Source organism: Nitratireductor arenosus (assembly GCF_009742725.1).
GTDB lineage: Bacteria > Pseudomonadota > Alphaproteobacteria > Rhizobiales > Rhizobiaceae > Mangrovimarina > Mangrovimarina arenosa.
The window spans coordinates 13,487-29,566 of sequence record NZ_WPHG01000008.1; the positions used below are offsets into that span (position 1 = coordinate 13,487).

General features: G+C 65.2%; 14 protein-coding genes. 7 read left to right on the plus strand and 7 right to left on the minus strand.

All coding sequences use genetic code 11. From position 1 onward, the window contains the following. Positions 1 to 3: 3 nt before the first annotated feature. The 3 genes from asnB to GN330_RS21350 form a co-directional block, all read right to left on the minus strand. The gene (asnB, locus tag GN330_RS21340; RefSeq protein ID WP_156715388.1) at positions 4 to 1,911 is read right to left on the minus strand and encodes an asparagine synthase (glutamine-hydrolyzing); all 1,908 of its coding nucleotides are present in this window, start codon (positions 1,909 to 1,911) and stop codon (positions 4 to 6) included. 12 nt (positions 1,912 to 1,923) lie between these two features. Next, the gene (locus tag GN330_RS21345) at positions 1,924 to 2,979 is read right to left on the minus strand and encodes a glycosyltransferase family 2 protein (protein ID WP_197435271.1); all 1,056 of its coding nucleotides are present in this window, start codon (positions 2,977 to 2,979) and stop codon (positions 1,924 to 1,926) included. Between the two features lie 215 nt (positions 2,980 to 3,194). Beyond that, positions 3,195 to 4,148 (minus strand): UDP-glucuronic acid decarboxylase family protein, encoded by a 954-nt coding sequence (locus tag GN330_RS21350; RefSeq protein WP_156715392.1) that lies wholly within the window; start codon positions 4,146 to 4,148, stop codon positions 3,195 to 3,197. Between the two features lie 226 nt (positions 4,149 to 4,374). Here GN330_RS21350 and cysQ point away from each other — a divergent pair, with 226 nt between their 5' ends. After that, positions 4,375 to 5,190: a 3'(2'),5'-bisphosphate nucleotidase CysQ gene (gene cysQ, locus GN330_RS21355; protein WP_156715395.1), complete on the plus strand. Its 816-nt coding sequence runs from the start codon at positions 4,375 to 4,377 to the stop codon at positions 5,188 to 5,190. 27 nt (positions 5,191 to 5,217) lie between these two features. On the opposite strand, the gene GN330_RS21360 is transcribed toward cysQ, so the two are convergent. From GN330_RS21360 to GN330_RS24045, 4 genes are all read right to left on the minus strand, one after another. Beyond that, the gene (locus GN330_RS21360; protein ID WP_156715397.1) at positions 5,218 to 6,138 is read right to left on the minus strand and encodes a carbohydrate kinase family protein; all 921 of its coding nucleotides are present in this window, start codon (positions 6,136 to 6,138) and stop codon (positions 5,218 to 5,220) included. Positions 6,139 to 6,384: 246 nt separating this feature from the next. After that, positions 6,385 to 8,094, minus strand: a complete 1,710-nt coding sequence (locus tag GN330_RS21365) for a TadG family pilus assembly protein (RefSeq protein ID WP_156715399.1) — start codon at positions 8,092 to 8,094, stop codon at positions 6,385 to 6,387. 1 nt (position 8,095) lies between these two features. Further along, on the minus strand, positions 8,096 to 8,449 hold the full coding sequence (locus GN330_RS21370; protein ID WP_246188802.1) for a TadE/TadG family type IV pilus assembly protein: 354 nt from the start codon (positions 8,447 to 8,449) through the stop codon (positions 8,096 to 8,098). Positions 8,450 to 8,641: 192 nt separating this feature from the next. Continuing rightward, complete coding sequence (locus GN330_RS24045) at positions 8,642 to 9,085, minus strand: MarR family transcriptional regulator (protein ID WP_197435272.1); 444 nt, start codon at positions 9,083 to 9,085, stop codon at positions 8,642 to 8,644. Positions 9,086 to 9,232: 147 nt separating this feature from the next. Between GN330_RS24045 and GN330_RS21380 the strand changes: the two genes are divergently transcribed. From GN330_RS21380 to GN330_RS21405, 6 genes are all read left to right on the plus strand, one after another. After that, positions 9,233 to 10,363: a substrate-binding domain-containing protein gene (locus GN330_RS21380; protein WP_156715406.1), complete on the plus strand. Its 1,131-nt coding sequence runs from the start codon at positions 9,233 to 9,235 to the stop codon at positions 10,361 to 10,363. 163 nt (positions 10,364 to 10,526) lie between these two features. Next, positions 10,527 to 12,125: a flotillin domain-containing protein gene (locus GN330_RS21385; protein WP_156715408.1), complete on the plus strand. Its 1,599-nt coding sequence runs from the start codon at positions 10,527 to 10,529 to the stop codon at positions 12,123 to 12,125. A gap of 32 nt (positions 12,126 to 12,157) precedes the next feature. After that, positions 12,158 to 13,381 carry an urea ABC transporter substrate-binding protein gene (locus GN330_RS21390; RefSeq protein ID WP_156715410.1) on the plus strand — a complete coding sequence of 408 codons (1,224 nt, stop codon included), beginning with the start codon at positions 12,158 to 12,160 and terminating at the stop codon, positions 13,379 to 13,381. 86 nt (positions 13,382 to 13,467) lie between these two features. Next, positions 13,468 to 14,334: a branched-chain amino acid ABC transporter permease gene (locus GN330_RS21395; protein ID WP_156715412.1), complete on the plus strand. Its 867-nt coding sequence runs from the start codon at positions 13,468 to 13,470 to the stop codon at positions 14,332 to 14,334. Then, positions 14,331 to 15,368 (plus strand): ABC transporter permease subunit, encoded by a 1,038-nt coding sequence (locus tag GN330_RS21400; RefSeq protein ID WP_197435273.1) that lies wholly within the window; start codon positions 14,331 to 14,333, stop codon positions 15,366 to 15,368. The genes GN330_RS21395 and GN330_RS21400 overlap by 4 nt, the downstream gene beginning before the upstream one ends. Then, the gene (locus GN330_RS21405) at positions 15,361 to 16,077 is read left to right on the plus strand and encodes an ABC transporter ATP-binding protein (protein ID WP_156715414.1); all 717 of its coding nucleotides are present in this window, start codon (positions 15,361 to 15,363) and stop codon (positions 16,075 to 16,077) included. The genes GN330_RS21400 and GN330_RS21405 overlap by 8 nt, the downstream gene beginning before the upstream one ends. The last annotated feature ends 3 nt before the right edge of the window (positions 16,078 to 16,080 follow it).

Below are 16,080 nucleotides of genomic sequence, written 5' to 3' on the forward strand. Positions count from 1 at the left end.
CCTTTATGCCCAGCTTGCATCGGGCGCGAATTTTTCAAACCACAATTCGAGCATGAAAATCGCGAAAAGCCGTTTCTCCGACAAAAAGCCGTCGTCTTCCCCAGCGCCTTGCAGCCGAGCGACATAACGATGGTCGACAAGCCCGCGCCGTTTCAGTCGTTCTGGATCAAGCATACCGCGCAGCATATCGCGAAAGCGACGGTCGCGCATGAACTGGTCGAGCGGTGCGTAGAAGGCCCGCTTCGGCTCCGCTGCGGTCTCGGGGCCTAGCAAGGTCTCTGCGAAACGGCGCAGCGCCCATTTGTTTTTGCCGCCGCGTAGCTTGACGTCGTCCGCACATCGGGCGGCCGCCTGGATCACGAGGTCATCCATGAACGGCACGCGGCATTCCAGCGAATGTGCCATGGTGATCTTGTCAGACTTCATCAAAATGTCGTCGGGCAGCCAGTGTGCGTATTGCAGCCCGAGTAGCCGCTGCAGGACGGTGCCGTTGTCTGGCGGAGCCGCAAGAGGCGCTGGCATGGGCAGCGCCGAACCGGCTGCCTGAAGGATGTCCTTGGCGTCGAACAGCGAAATCGACGCGCGATAGAGTTCGGCCAGATTGCCACTACCGATCTGCCGGACGAGATCGGCGATCTTGCTCCGGCCGGAGCTGCCCAGCTTGCCGGGATAGTCGAAAGCGCGGTCGAGAAGGGTGACCGGCAGCCGCTCGATCAGGGCCGAAGCCAGCGACCAGACCGGTCGGGGCAGGCGGTCGCGCCAGCGCCACAGGTCGACGATCTTGCGGTGGAATAGATAACCGCCCAGCAGTTCGTCGGCGCCTTCTCCAGATAGGACGACGGTGACTTCCTTACGCGCTTCGCGCGCCAGTACCGACATCGGCACGACGATCGCATCGCCCAGGGGCTCGTCGAGGGACCAACAGAGGTCCGGCAGAGACAGAAAGTCCTCGATCCCGCATTCGATCTCGGTATGACGCGCGCCGATCATTCGAGCGGTGGCTGCCGCGCGGCGCAGATCATCGTCTGGATGCCCGGCGAAGCCGATGGAGAAGGTTCGAACCGGCTCTCCGCTCAGTTCCGCCATCAGCGCGACGATCGTGTTGGAATCGACCCCCCCGGAGAGGAAGGCGCCAACAGGGACATCGCTGATCATATGGCGGCGCACCGACGCGCGCATCGCCTCACCGAAATCGGCAACCGCGTCGGCGGGGTCGCGATCGGCTAACTGGACGCCGGGTCCCGGAGGGGACCAATAGCGGCGCAGATGGGCCTGCCCGCCGGTGAAGACGAGCTCGTGGCCCGGCGGAAGTTTTCGTACGCCGCGAAACATCGAGCGGGGGCCGGGGACATATCGCAGCGCTAGATAGTCCGTAACGGCTGCGAGGTCGACCGTCCGGTCAAAGCCGTCCCATGCCATCAAAGCCTTGGTCTCGGAGGCGAATAGGAAGCGGTCGGCATCAACAGCGTAGTAAAGCGGCTTTATTCCGACGCGATCACGGACGACCTTGAGAACAGGCATTCCGTCGCGGAGATCCGCGACCGCTATCGCGAACATGCCGTGCAAGCGCGACCATGCCTTTTCTCCCCAGGCGAGATAGGCCTTCAGAACGACCTCGGTGTCGCTGGTGGTAACGAAGTCGTGCCCGAGCGCGAGCAGTTCGTCGCGAACCTCTCGGTAATTGTAGATTTCGCCATTGTGAACCAGTCCGACCTGACCTTCCGCGGCAAACATCGGTTGATCGCCGGTTTTCAGGTCGATGACGGCAAGACGCCGCATGCCGATATAGAAACCGGCTTCCGGAAACGCAGCTGAGCCGCCGCTGTCAGGGCCGCGGTGCACCAGAGCGGCGCACATGCGTCCGATCAGTTCGGGGTCGTCAATTCCCGCATATCCGGCAATTCCACACATTGTTTTTCCGCGTCAGTCGGCCGTGAAACCGTGCTCGGTTTTGAGCGGGCGTGCGGATGGGGGGTGGGGTTTCGGGTAATATTTCATCCAGTTTTCGATCATCACCTCGCGAACCTGATAAAGCGTCACCGCCGTCCCAATCAGCATCAGCGTAAAGAGGATAAGGTTCAGGCCGACGAGCGCGAACAATCCGGACGGTTCGCCAATGAAGAGGTTGCGCATTGCCAGGGCGAGGAAGATCAGGCTGAGCAGCGACGTGGCAGCGCCGAGAACGGCAAAGTGCCGCACAGGCTGTGCCATCACCAAAAACCGCAGATGGGTGAAGATTGTGCGCCGGATGCGCGTCGATGACTTGCGTTTGGCAGTAGGGTCTCGGGCGAGCCGGTGCGTCTGCCAAGTCAACACGGCCGGAATCTCGCCTGCAACGAAATTGAGAGCAAGGAGCTTCAGGAGAACTTCCAGGTGGAATTCCTTGCCGCTTTCGAACACCACCAAAGGCTGGATCACACTTCGCCGATAGGCGCGTGTCATGCCGGTGTTCATAGTCACATTACTTTCGAACAGGTTACGGATCAGCCAGTTGCCGGCGCGACTGAGAAAGGCGCGGCGCGGATCAACCTGTACCAGCCCGCCGCCGCTCCTGTGCGGTGAGGCGACCACGAAATCGTAGGCGGGATAGGTGTCGAGAAAGGCCACCAGACGTGCCACAATATCCTCTCCCCAGGACCCATCCGCCTCGGTCGTTACGATGATGTCGCCGCGGGCCGCATCAATGCCCGTTTTGAGTGCGCGTCCGCGGCCCTGATTGAACGGATAGCTGAGCACCCGGACGGGGCCGAGTTTCACCGTTTGCAACGCCTCGATCAAGTGATCATGCGACCCGTCCGTCGACCCGTCATTTACCATGATGAGTTCGAAATCGCCGGGAAAACTCGCCTGCAAGCGCTCGCACATTTCGAGTGTGGCTCGCTCGATGATTTGTTCCTCATTGTAGAACGGACAAACCACCGAAACGCGCGGACGGCGGTCGGGCATGCTATTCGGCCTTTCCTGGGCGTCCATCGTCATCATCTGGTCCGGCAATGTTTAAACGCGCAGTGTGTGGTGCCTGATATTGTCGCGGACAGAAGGCGGCAGGTGATGTCCGATCGCGGGCGATGGTCGTGCGGGTGGCGACCCCGCGGCTGTCAATTGGCACGGCACATGACTTCCGTCAACGAGTAGAACCGGGACGGGCGTTGAAATTACGTGCTGTTTGACGGCAGCCGGGCCGGGCACCGCCCTCACGCCGCCATCTGCCGTTTGAAATAGGCGATCGTTTCCCCAAGCCCGTCCTCCAGCCCGACCCGCGGCTGCCAGCCGAGCCGGTCGCGGGCCTGGGCGATGTCGGGCCGGCGCTGTTTCGGGTCGTCGCGCGGCAGCGGTTTGAAAACCAGCTTCGAGCGCCCGCCGCACAAGGCAAGGATCTTTTCGGCCAGATCGCGGATCGACATCTCGGCCGGATTGCCCATGTTGAGCGGTCCGATCAGCGCCGCGGGGGAGGCCATCATCTTGACGATGCCGTCCACGAGATCGTCGACATAGCAGAAGCTGCGGGTCTGGGAGCCGTCACCATAGATGGTGATGTCCTCGCCGTTCAGCGCCTGGACGATGAAGTTGCTGACCACCCGTCCGTCGTTGGGGTGCATGCGCGGACCATAGGTGTTGAAGATGCGCACCACCTTGATTTCGACGCCATGCTGGCGGTGGTAATCGAAAAACAGCGTCTCGGCGCAGCGCTTGCCCTCGTCGTAGCAGGAACGCACGCCGATCGGATTGACGTGGCCCCAATAACTCTCCGGCTGCGGATGAATTTCGGGGTCGCCATAGACCTCGCTTGTGGAGGCCTGCAGAATCCGCGCCTTGGTGCGCTTGGCAAGCCCCAGCATGTTGATCGCGCCGTGAACGCTGGTCTTGGTCGTCTGGACGGGGTTGGACTGATAATGGACCGGAGATGCGGGACAGGCGAGATTGTAGATCTCGTCGACCTCGACATAGAGCGGAAAGGTCACGTCGTGGCGCATCAGCTCGAAATGCGGATCCTGCGCGACGCCGGCCAGATTGTCCTTCACGCCGCAATAGAAATTGTCGACGCACAGGATGTCGTTGCCGTCCGCCAGCAATTTTTGGCAAAGATGCGAGCCGATGAAGCCGGCGCCGCCCGTGACCAACACTCTGTTTCGGTTCGCTATGCGCATGGCCGGCTCCGCGGGGAGGCGCGAGACCCGGGCGGCCGCCCCGCTTTCGCGCCGCCATGCGCGTCCCGGCATCCGTGCGGCCGGTCAGCGCGCATTTTGTCATGACAGGTTTACGAAGCCCGGCCCGATGTGGCAATGGCGAAGACGCGCCACCGGCGGCGTCGATGCGAGCGGGAACGCCATCGCCCTTGTCTGGTCGCAGCAGGCGGGGTAGAGCGAACGCATCATGGCGGGCGACGAAGAGCTTCTGCGCGAGATGGAAAGACTGGCGGTCCTCGCCAGCCGGGAGATTCTCGATGTCGCGCGGCGGGGGATCGTGACCGAGCGCAAGGCCGACGCCTCGCCCGTTACCGAGGCCGACCGCCGCGCCGAAAAAACCATTTTGGGCGGATTGCGCCGGGCCTTTCCCGATATTGCCTGTGTCGGCGAGGAAGAGGCCAGCGCCGGTGTCGCCGACACTGCGACCGGCGAGACCTTCTTTCTGGTGGATCCGCTCGACGGCACCAAGGAATTCGTCTGCGGCCGCCCGGACTACACCGTCAACATCGCCCTGATCAGAACCGCCGCTCCGGCGATCGGCGTCGTGGTGGCGCCCGCCACCGGCGAGCTCTATGCGGCCAGACCCGGCCACGCAGAACGCGCCCGGGTCGCAGCCGACGGCGCCGTTGTCGAGCGCGCGCGGCTTGCGGTGCGGCCGGCCGTCGAGCCGCCTTTGGTGGTGGCGAGCCGCTCGCATCTCAGCCGCGAGACGTCCGCCTATATTGCGGCCTGCGGCGCGAAGGAAACCGTCTCGGTCGGTTCGTCGCTCAAGTTCTGCCTGCTCGCCCGGGGCGACGCCGATCTTTACCCGCGTTTTTCGCGCACCATGCAGTGGGATACGGCCGCCGGCGACGCGGTGCTGCGCGCGGCCGGCGGGCGCACCGTGGAGGTCGGCGGCGGCGATCTGGCCTATGGGCGGCGGCAGGCACAGGGCGAGGAATGGGCCAATCCCTGGTTCATCGCCATGGGCGGGGCCGTGCCCATGGCCGACACCGGCCGCTGACGGGCCGTTCGGAAAGTCCTGCCTCCGTCAGCCGAGCTCCGCGCGCCAGGGCGGATCGGCACCCGTCCGCGACACCGTGACGGCGGCCGCGCGCGCGGCAAGGGCGAGCGCGCCTTCAAGCGCGTCGTCGCCAATGCCGGCAAGTGCGGATTTCGACAGCAGCTCATGTTCTGACAGAAACGCCAGCAGCCCGGCATTGAACGTGTCGCCCGCGCCGACCGTGTCGGCAACGGTGAGCCTTCGCGCGGGAACCACGATCTTGCGGTTGCCGACATGGCCGCTCGCCCCGGCCTCGCCATGCGTCACCACCACCAGACCGGCCCCGAGATCGAGAAGGCTGCGCGCGGCGCCGTCGTCGCCGCCGCCGGTCAGCCAGACAAGGTCCTCGTCGGACAACTTGACGATGTCGCTCATGGAGACCATGCGTCGGATGCGCGTCCTGTGAAGTCGCGGATCGGTGATGAAGCCGGGGCGGATATTGGGATCGAGCATGATCACCCGGCGATCCCGTTCGCGCACCATCAACGCCTCGTAGGTCGATCCGCACGGTTCCGGGATCAGGCTGATCGCGCCGAAATGCAAAGCCTCGACCTCGTCGCCGAGCACCGGCAGATCGTTTACCTCCAGCATCCGGCCCGCTGAATTTTCGTCGTAAAACAGGTAATGCGCCTGACCGTCGTCGAGCGTGACGAAGGCGAGCGTGGTCGGCCGCCCCGAGCGCCGGATATGGCGGGTGTCGACATGGCTTGCCCGCAAGGCATCGTCGAGCAGGTCGCCGAACAGATCGGTCGACAACCCGGAAAAAAACCCGGCCGCAACGCCGAGCCTGCCAAGCGCTACGGCGGTGTTGAATATCGCCCCGCCTGGATGTGGAACATAGGCGCTGACGCCGTCGTCCCCGGGACGGGGCAACATGTCGATCAGCGCTTCGCCGCAGCACAGGATCATCTAGCCCTCGCTTGTTCGTCGGCTTTCCCGCGAGCTTATGCCGGCCGATTGGTCTTTCGGCAATCTTTGCATGGCCGGCACGCGCCCGAAAAGCAGCGGGCTGGGCCCCTCCGGCGGCCATGCGGATGCCGGGCGATGTGCCCGTGACGAAGGTGGCTGCCTCAGAACGGGCAGAGTCGTGGCAGGACCGCCGAATTCTTTGGCGCGCGAGCCGGAGAGGTGGTTGTCGCGCGGCTGGTGCCGGGCTTACTGGACCAGGACGGAGCGGGCGCAGCTCACACCGCTGACCTTGACGTCAGCCTCGCCGAGCCGCACGCCGAGGACGCCCAAAAGGGTGTCCAAAAGGCCGTCGATCGCGGGCGTGACGGTCCCCAGAATGCCGGCCAAGGTGGTGCTGACGGCATTCAGGCCGAGCCCGAGCCCGAGCACCCGGATTTCCAGGTCGAGCTCTTCGAGCAGCGACGCTGTCAGCGAGGTGGTGATGTCGCGGGTCGACGCCGTCTTCACCGTCGCGTTGCGGATATCGGTTGCGTTGAAGCGCAGATCGGTCGGCTGACCGTTGCCGATATTGATCCGGGCTTGGCCGCGCACCTTGATGAGCGGCACGGAGACGATGTCGGCATCCTGGAAGGAAAGCGTTCGCGTGAAGTCGGCGAAACCTGTGGTCGACGTCTCGGCGATGCGCAATTCGGCGATGCCCGGACGGGTCGCGACCGTCACCTGGGCGCTTGAGGTCGTGCCGTCAGGGCAGGCGACGCGTTTCAGCCGGCCTTCCGCGTAGGCGACCTCCAAAAACAGCGGCAGCTTGATCGCGACGCCGCTCAAAATGCCCGTCCCGCCGATCTGGACGTCGATGCGCGCCCGCGTCTGGGCGGTGCGCACGACCGAGCCGTGCTCGCCCAGGGCGAACCATCCGCTTTGCTGCATCGGCTCGCCGATCGCCACCGCGGCCGTGACCTTCGCCAGGCCGGGGATGGTCGCACCGAGGTCGAGGGCAAGCTGGTTTTGGCCGTTCGCGGCGACCGCGCTGCCGGTGATCAGTTCCATCACGCCCACTGTCGCGTCGAAGGCGCCGCGGCCCGACCCGAGCGCCAGCGAGGCCGCGTTGCCGAGGTCGATCATCTGCGACAGCGGCACTTCGAGCGTGGTGGTGGCGATGCCGTTGAGGGCTGTCTTCAGCGCTGGGCTCGCGCCTTCGGTGGCCGCGACCGCCTTGGCGATGTCGCCGATCGTGACTTCCGTGGCGAGCAGTTGCGAATAGGTGCCGACGTCGAGATCGACCTCGGAGGCAAGCGCGTCGAGAAAGCCGAACAGCGACACGTCGGCGTCAAGCAGGGCATTGTAGTCCATCGCCGTCAACGACAGATTGGTGCCGAGCAGCCCGCCGAGCAGATCGTTCGCCAACCCGCCATTCAGGCTTGCAAGCCGCGAGCCGATCGAAAAGGCGGCTTTCGGCGTCGCGCTGGCGGTCGACGTCACCGCGATCTTCGGGCTACCCATCAGGGTTTCGCCGAAAAAGCGTTTGCCCGTACGGGTGATGGTGACCTTGACCGCGTTGGCGTTGGCAAGACCGCGCTCGAAGCGGACCGTTACCGGCAGCGCCGGATCGGGCTTGTACCGCCCGGTCTCGACCGTAAGCAGGTTTTCTCCCGAACCGGGAATTTCGGGATGCTGGCCATCGCGGATCACCGTGATCGTTCCCAAATGATTGTCGCGAAGGGCCGCGATCACCGCGGCCTCGGCCGCGTCGATCCGCTTGGCGCCGGCGATCGCGGCGATGTCGGCCAAAGTCTGCACCTCGCGCTTTTCGTTGTAGAGCGCGCCGGCGTCGATGGCGAAGGCGGCCATGGCCAGCGCCAATGGCGCGAGGAAGGCGCTCATGGTGGCCAGGTTGCCTTTGCGGTCGGCCACGAAACCGGTGGCGCGGCCCTGACGGTGTGCGCGGCAACGTCTCATCTTACAGCCCTCCGACGCGGATGGTCGAAACACGCCGGATCTCGGTCGGCGGCATCGGCAGCCCCTTCATCAGGTTCCAGATCGGAAGGGTGCGTGCGTCGTAAAGCACCGACACGGTGAACTGGTTCGGATTGGCGGGGTTTTCAACGACTGAGAAGGCGAGGCTGTCGCGGTCGATGAACGGATAGGAATTGGCGTTCGCGTCGACGAAGCTGGTCGCCAGGGCGCGCCGCTCGGCGAGATCGAGCCCGGCTATGGCGGTGCGGGTGGCGTCAGCGGCGATCTGCTGCAGCGAGTGGGAGGCGGCGAGATGGATGCCGAACGCGACCATCCCCAGGAACATGCTTAGAAACAAGGGCGCCAGAATCGTGAATTCAACCGCCGTGACCGCCGTCCGGCAGGCGGCGAGGCGACGAATCAGGGGGAAGGCGGACTTGGTGCACATACCCCAACTAGAGCATGCAACCTCCCACGTCGCCCTAACGCCCGGTACAACCTGAAATAGATCTCGCGTGTATCGCCGTTCCGCTGGACTTCACAAACGGTTCTAGCCGCGCGCCAGGGCCTCGTGTCCGTCGGCAAGGTCCTCCAGAAGCGCGCGCAAGGCGGCGGCCTTGGAGGCACCGAAGGTTTCCTCGATCCGCCGGCCATGCGTGTCGACGATCGGGCGCAGCCGCGCATGAATGGCCAGGCCCCGGTCGGTGGCATGAACCAGCACGCGCCTTTGGTCGTCGGGATCGGCGACGCGGTGGATGAGCCCGCTGGCCACCATCCGGTCGGCCAGCTTGGTCAGGGCGGGGTGGTTCATCAGCACTAGCTCGGCCAGCGATCCCATCGACCGGCCGGCGCGATCGGCGAGGATTTCGAGCACGCGCCATTGCTCCACCGAGATGTTTTCGGCCTGAAGCCGCTCGTCGAGTTCGGCGTGCAGGCGCCGGTGCGCCCGCGCCAGTTGGTAGGTCAGATAGGTTTCGATGGAAGGCGTGGGCACCTGGCTTGTCCCGTTCTGGATCACAGTCGGCTTGTCCGTGGTTCGGCCCGCGCCGCCGCGCCCGATTCGACGCGATTGATTTGATCGCATTCTTCCGATATTTTACTTGGAAAATGAAGCGGGTCAATTGCTGGGAGGCAAGGAGGATTGACCGCCGCGAGAATCATCGAGGTGAGGGGGAGGTCCTTTCCGCCGCCCGGCCTGGGTTTTCCAGGCGATCTGGAACGTTTGACGCCGATCGGCGGAACGCGGACGCATCGCGTCGCGGTTCTGGTGCCGATGTGCGGGTCGGCGGGATTATGGGGTCCGTCGTGCATTTCCTGCGCGCAACTGGCGATCTCGGAAGTCAATGCCGGCGGGGGCATTGGCGGGGTTGCGCTCGAACCGGTCTTCCTCAATTCCGACGACAGCACGGTGGGCGATCTCGAATACGAGCTCAGCGGACTGGTGGAGGACGGCGTGGTCGCCGGCATCGTCGGGATGAGCGTCAGTTCGGTGCGCCAGCGGCTGAACAAGCTGCTCGGCGGTCGCGTGCCGCATATCTACACGCCGCTTTATGAAGGTCACGAGCACACACCCAACGTCTTCACCATCGGTGAAACGCCGAGCGACCAGCTCGTGCCCGCGATCGGACGGTTGTCGCGGATGCTTTCGGCCCGGCGTTGGGCGTTGATCGGCAACGATTATGTGTGGCCGCGCGCCTCCAACGCGATCGCCAAGCCCTGCATCGCCGCTCAGGGCGGAACGGTGACCTTCGAGGGGTATGTGCCCTTCGGCCTCGAAGAACCGGCCTGGCTGGTCGAGCGCATCATGCGCACGGAGCCGGACATCGTGCTGATCTCGCTGGTCGGGCAGGATTCTGTCGAGTTCAACCGCTGCTTCGGCGAAATGGGGCTCGACCGCAGCGTATTCCGCTTTTCCACCGCGATCGAGGAAAACATCCTGATGGCGACGGGAGCGGCCAACACCAAGCGTCTCTTCGCCGCGGCGTCCTATTTTTCCGCGCTGGCGACGGATCAGAACCTGTCGTTCAAGGAGCGCTACCATGCCATCCATGACGGCGCGGCGCCTGCGCTCAATTCGCTCGGCCAGTCCATGTATGAGGGCATCGGCTTCTATGCCGGCCTGATGCGCCAGCGCGACGCCGGCGCATCAGGCCCGATTTCCTATGCCAGCGCCCGTGGCGGGGTTTTCTACAACAACGACCGCAAGGCGTGCTCGACCTATCTTGCGCGCGCCGACGGGCTGCAATTTTCGATCCTCGACCGCCTGTCCTGATATCCACGACACTTCCCTGTCCGCGAAGCGACCGCTTCGCGGACGGTTCGACGGCGGCCGAAGCGTAGTTCCGGTTCGAGAATTTACTTGATTTGGAAAATAAAACGCCTTAAGAAATTTTCCAATTCAAATAATATTCGCACGCAAGGCCGGGGAGGGTCGCGTGGCTTGGCTGGTTGGAATCATTCTCATCATCGTCGTGGCGGCGGTCGCGGTCCTGTTCCTCAACCGGTTCTACGTGAAGTCGACGCGTGACGCGGCGCTGATCCGCACGGGCGCAGGCGGCCGCAAAATCATCATCGACGGCGGCGCGCTGGCGCTGCCCATCCTGCATCGGGTCGACCGCATGAACATGCGTTCGGTGCGTCTGCAGGTGGAGCGGACCGGCGCTCGGGCCCTGATCTCGGAAGACCGGTTGCGGGTCGATCTGGCGTTGGAGTTCCACGTCCGGGTCGATCCAACGCCGGACGGGATCGCAACGGCGGCCCAGGCGCTCGGCTCGAAGGCTTTCCGCGAGGACGAGATGCAGGCGCTGATGGCGGGCAAACTCGTCGATGCCGTCCAGGCCGAGGTCGCACGCCGCACCATGGACGAACTCCACGTCGACCGCGGCGGTTTTTCCGAGGCGGTGGTCGCGCGGTTAACCGCCAATCTGGCCAAATCCGGGCTTGTGGTCGATTCGGTGTCGCTGACCCATCTCGACCAGACGCCGTTTTCGGACCTGGATGACAACAACGCCTTCAACGCGGTCGGCATGCGCCGGCTCGCCGAAACGATCGCGGAAAACCGTAAGGCGCGCATCGACGTTGAGGCCGAGGCCGACACGACCGTCAGGCGGCGCCAGCTTGAGCAGACCAAGCAAAGGCTGGCCATCGAACGCGAGCAGCAGGAATTCGAGATCGTCAGCAAGCTCGAGATCGAACGCCAGCGCATCCGTCACAACAGCGAGCTGGAAACAAGCCGGACCGAGGCCGAGCGGCTTGCCGAGGAGCAGCGCATCGTCAAGGCGCGCGACCTCAAACAGGCCGAGATCGAGCGCGACCTGACCTTGCGCCGGCGCGAGATGGAGGCGCTGCTGGAGGTCGAGGCGGCCAAGATCGACAATGCGATCCGCATCGCGGCCAAGCGTGGCGAGGAGACCCAGGAACAGGCCAGGGCAGAGACGGCGCGCGTCGGGCTGATCGAGGCGCAGGAGCAGGTCCAGACCTCGCGCGACCTGGCGGCGGCCGAGCGCGGCCGCAAGCTGGCCCAGGTAAAGGCCCAGCAGGACAGCGAGACCGACGGTGTCCGCGTGAAGTCGAAAGTCTCTTCGATCCTGTCGACGGCAAAGGCCGAGAGCGAGGCCGTGCAGCTACGCGCCACGGCCGAGCGCGACCGGCTGGTGGCCGAGGCCGAGGGACGCTCGGCCGAAATCCAGGCCGACAACCAGCAATCCGACGCCGTGCTGCGGGCGCGCGTCGAAATGCACAAGATCGACCGGTTGCCGGAGATCGCCACCCAGATGATGAAGCCGGTCGAAAAGATCGAATCGATCCGCATCAACCAGATCGGCGGGCTCGGCGGCCGCAACGGTGCCGGCGACGGCGACGGCACGCCCTTCGGCCAGGCACTGGACTCCATTCTCGGCATGTCGGTGCAATTGCCGTTCATGAAGAAGCTCGGCGACGAGATCGGGCTCGATTTCGACGCCCAGCTCGCCGGCCGCACCGCCGACGCCGCCGGGCGGGCCGCCGCCGCGACCCGGCCCAAGAAAGACGGCTGAACGCCGCCGCGACCATCACAGGGGAGAGAAAGATGACCAGCAGACGCGAATTCCTTGCAGGCAGCGCCGCCCTGGCCGCGAGCGGCCTGTTCGCCGCCGTGCCCGGCGCGCGCGCCGCCGATCCGATCAAGTTCGGCTCGATCCTCGACATGTCCGGCATCTTCGACGCCTACGGCAAGCCGATGGACATGGCGATGCGGCTGGCGATCGACGAAATCAATGCTAGCGGCGGCCTGCTCGACCGCCAGGTTGAGATCGCCGCCTACGACACCCAGTCGGACATGGCGCTCTACACCCAGTTCGGCCAGCAGCTCGCCCGTCGCGACAAGGTCGACGTCGTGCATGGCGGCATTCTGTCGGCCTCGCGCGAGGCGATCCGCCAGACGCTGCGCAAGAGCAAGGTCCTGTATTTCTACAACGTGCTCTACGAGGGCGGGGTGTGCGACCGCAATCTGTTCGTTACCGGCGTCACCCCGGCCCAGCAGGTCGAGATCGTGGTGCCTGCCGCGATCAAGAAATGGGGGCCGAAAATCTACATCCTGGCCGCCGACTACAATTACGGCCAGATCACCGCGCGCTGGATGCAGAAATATGCCGCCGATGCCGGCGGCGAGGTGGTACAGACCGATTTCTTCCCGCTCGACGTCGCCGATTTCGGCTCCACGATCGCCAAGATCCAGAGTGCCGCGCCCGACATCGTGGTCTCCGCGTTGGTCGGCGGGGCGCATCTGTCTTTCTACCGGCAATGGGCCGCCGCCGGCATGAAGTCGAAGATCCCGATGGCCTCGACCACGCTCGGCGTCGGCAACGAGCACAAGGTGCTGACCGCCGAGGAGGGCGACGGCATTCTGGTCGCCTATAATTATTCGTCCGAGATCGCCTCGCCGGCCAATGAGCGTTTCCTGAAGGGCTGGACCGACAAATACGGCGACACCAGCCTGATCCACGAGATCGCGGTCTCCAACTATCAGGGCGTGCATGTGTGGGCCGAGGGCGTGCGCAAGGCCGGCACGCTCGACCGCGACGCGGTGATCGCCGCGCTCGAGGGCGGGCTGTCGATCGACGGTCCCGGCGGCAAGGTCGCCATCGACCCCAAGACCCATCATGCCGTGCTCGACGTGCACTTGATGGAGTTCGCCGGCCAGAAGCTGAAGGTGCTGGAAAGCTTCGCCCAGCGCCAGCCCGTCGACACCCAGGGCGTGTGCGATCTCGTCGCCAATCCCGACGACAACACGCAATACGAAATCAAGATCTGACGCGAGCGCGGCCGGCCGACCGGGCCGGTCGCGACCACCGCCGCTGTCGGCGGGGGCAGGACAACGCGAACAGGGAGCGGGCCCGCATGGACCTCGCAACGGTCCTCATCGTCGAAATTTTCTATTCGATCGCCGTGCTGGTCGTCATCAGCGCCGGCCTGGCGGTCGTGTTCGGCATGATGCGCGTCATCAACCTGGCGCATGGGGAATTCTTGATGGCGGGCGGCTACGCCACCATCGTCGCGGTCAATGCCGGCATCAACATCTATGTCGCCATGCTGATCGTCGCTCCGCTGGTCGTCGGCCTGATCGGCCTGGTGGTCGAGCGCCTCGTCATCCGCCATCTCTACGGACGCCTCGTCGACACGATGCTGGCGAGCTGGGGCCTGAGCCTGGTGATGATCGGGCTCGCCACCATGATTTTTGGCAACACCACCACCGGCATCTCGCCGCCGATCGCCGGCTTCGCCATCGGCGGCTACCAGATCAACGGCTACAATTTCTTCATCATCGTCGTCGCCGCGCTGCTGCTTGTTGCCATGTACGCGCTGCTTGCCGGCACAAGGGCCGGGCTGGTCGCGCGCGGCACCATGCAGCGCGCCGACATGGCCGCCGCGCTCGGCTACAGTCCCGACCGCGTCTACATGGTCACCTTTTTCTGCGGCTCGGCGCTTTCGGGGCTCGCCGGCGGCCTGCTCGCCCCGCTCGTCGGTCTCGTGCCGACCACCGGCGGCACCTATATCGCCAAGGCCTTCATCACGGTGATCTCCGGCGGCGCCTCGATCATCGTCGGGCTTTTGTCGAGCGCGACGCTGTTCGGGCTGGTGTCCCAGCTCTTCACCTTCGCCGCGAGCCCGGTGGTCGGCGAGGTGGCGCTGCTGGTTGCCGCCGTCGTGCTGCTGCGGCTTTTGCCGCAGGGCATCACCGGCCGTTTCTTCAGGGGGCGCCTGTGAGCGGGCGTCCGCAGATCGGCGCGACGCTGGCCGTGCTTGGCGCCTTTGTCCTTCTGGCGCTGGCCGCGCCGGCTGTGCTGGAGACCTACACGCTGACCATCCTTCTGATCTACGGCCTTCTGGCGATGAGCCTCGGCCTGGTCTGGGGTTTCGGCGGCATATTGTGTTTCGGTCAGGCGGCGTTTTACGGGCTGGGCGCCTATAGCTACGCGATCGCCGCCATCAATCTCGGCGAAAGCACGCTGCCCTTCGCGCTCGGCATCCTGGTTCCGTTCCTGTTCGCCGGCCTGCTCGGCGCGATGATGTTTTACGGCCGCCTGTCGGACGTCTATCTCGGCGTCATCACGCTGGTCGTCACGCTGATCTTCTTCAAGTTCATGAACTCCACCGCCGGTCCGGAATATGCGATCGGCCAGGCGCGGCTCGGCGGTTTCAACGGCATACCGGGCTATCAGACGCTCAACGTGCCCGGCGATCCCGACGCCTACATCTTCGGCGACGATTTCTATTATCTCGTCGTGGCGATCGTCCTCGTCGTCTACGCCCTGCTGCGCTGGCTGCTGGCCAGCCCGTTCGGCCGGGTGGCGGTCGCGATTCGGGAGAACGAGGCGCGGGTCGAGCTGATGGGTTACGACGCCCGGCTGCGCAAGACGGCGCTGTTTGCCGTCGGCGGCGCGGTGGCGGGCCTGGCCGGGACACTGTTTGCCAGCTGGGCCGAAATCGTCACGCCGGGGCTGTTTTCGCTCGGCCAGTCGGCCGAGATCATCATCTGGTGTATCGTCGGCGGGCTCGGCACGCTGGTCGGCCCGTTCGTCGGCGCGATGCTGCTCGGCTATCTGAAATTCGCGCTCGGCCAGCAGACGCTGATCGACAACACGCTGGTGCTCGGCCTGGTTCTGGTTCTCTCGGTGCTGCTTTTGCCGCGCGGCGTGGTGCCGACGCTTGGCCAGTGGGTCGGCCTGGCGCGCCGGCGCCGGCCCAGGCGCGCGTCACGGCGCCGTTTGCGCCCCGCCCGGGGAGGCGCCGATGGCTGACATCGTGCTTGAGACCCGGGGCGTGACCATGCGGTTCGGCGGCGTCAACGCCGTCGACGGGGTCGACTTTTTTCTGCGCCGCGACGAGCTGCGCTGCCTGATCGGACCGAACGGCGCCGGCAAGAGCACGTTCTTCAAATGCCTGGCCGGCATGCTGACGCCGAGCGCCGGCGAGATCCTGATCGACGGCCAGGAGACGACCGGCTGGCATCCGCACGAGATCGCCCGGCTCGGCATCGGCATCAAGACGCAGGTGCCGAGCGTCATGGACGGGCTATCCGTGCGCGAGAACATCTGGCTGGCGGCGTTGCGCGTGCTCGGGCGGCAGGGAGCGGACGGCGCGGTCGCCGACGCGCTCGAGCGGCTCGATCTCGGCGACCTGGCCGCGCGCCCGGTCGGACAGCTGGCGCATGGCGAGCGCCAGCGCGTCGAACTAGGCATCGTGATCGCCGCCCGTCCGTGGCTGGTGCTGCTCGACGAGCCGGCGGCGGGCATGACGGCTGACGAGATCGAGCGGCTGGCCGCCGTGATCGCCGAGATCGGCAGGCAGGCCGCCATCATCATCGTCGAGCACGACATGCAGTTCATCCGCGCGATCGCCAGGACCGTGACCGTGTTCGCGCAGGGCCGCATCCTGATGGAGGACCATGTCGACGCCGTCATGGCCGATCCCAGGGTGCGCGACATCTATCTGGGCAAGAAGGGATAGCGC

What these genes read in the sequence shown, in the direction of transcription:
- GN330_RS21395 (WP_156715412.1), top strand. Translation starts at nt 13,468, where the DNA reads ATGGACCTCGCAACGGTCCTCATCGTCGAAATTTTCTATTCGATCGCC.
- GN330_RS21390 (WP_156715410.1), top strand. Translation starts at nt 12,158, where the DNA reads ATGACCAGCAGACGCGAATTCCTTGCAGGCAGCGCCGCCCTGGCCGCG.
- GN330_RS21345 (WP_197435271.1), bottom strand. Translation starts at nt 2,979, where the DNA reads ATGACGATGGACGCCCAGGAAAGGCCGAATAGCATGCCCGACCGCCGT.
- GN330_RS21405 (WP_156715414.1), top strand. Translation starts at nt 15,361, where the DNA reads ATGGCTGACATCGTGCTTGAGACCCGGGGCGTGACCATGCGGTTCGGC.
- GN330_RS21365 (WP_156715399.1), bottom strand. Translation starts at nt 8,094, where the DNA reads ATGAGACGTTGCCGCGCACACCGTCAGGGCCGCGCCACCGGTTTCGTG.
- cysQ (WP_156715395.1), top strand. Translation starts at nt 4,375, where the DNA reads ATGGCGGGCGACGAAGAGCTTCTGCGCGAGATGGAAAGACTGGCGGTC.
- GN330_RS21360 (WP_156715397.1), bottom strand. Translation starts at nt 6,138, where the DNA reads ATGATCCTGTGCTGCGGCGAAGCGCTGATCGACATGTTGCCCCGTCCC.
- asnB (WP_156715388.1), bottom strand. Translation starts at nt 1,911, where the DNA reads ATGTGTGGAATTGCCGGATATGCGGGAATTGACGACCCCGAACTGATC.
- GN330_RS21350 (WP_156715392.1), bottom strand. Translation starts at nt 4,148, where the DNA reads ATGCGCATAGCGAACCGAAACAGAGTGTTGGTCACGGGCGGCGCCGGC.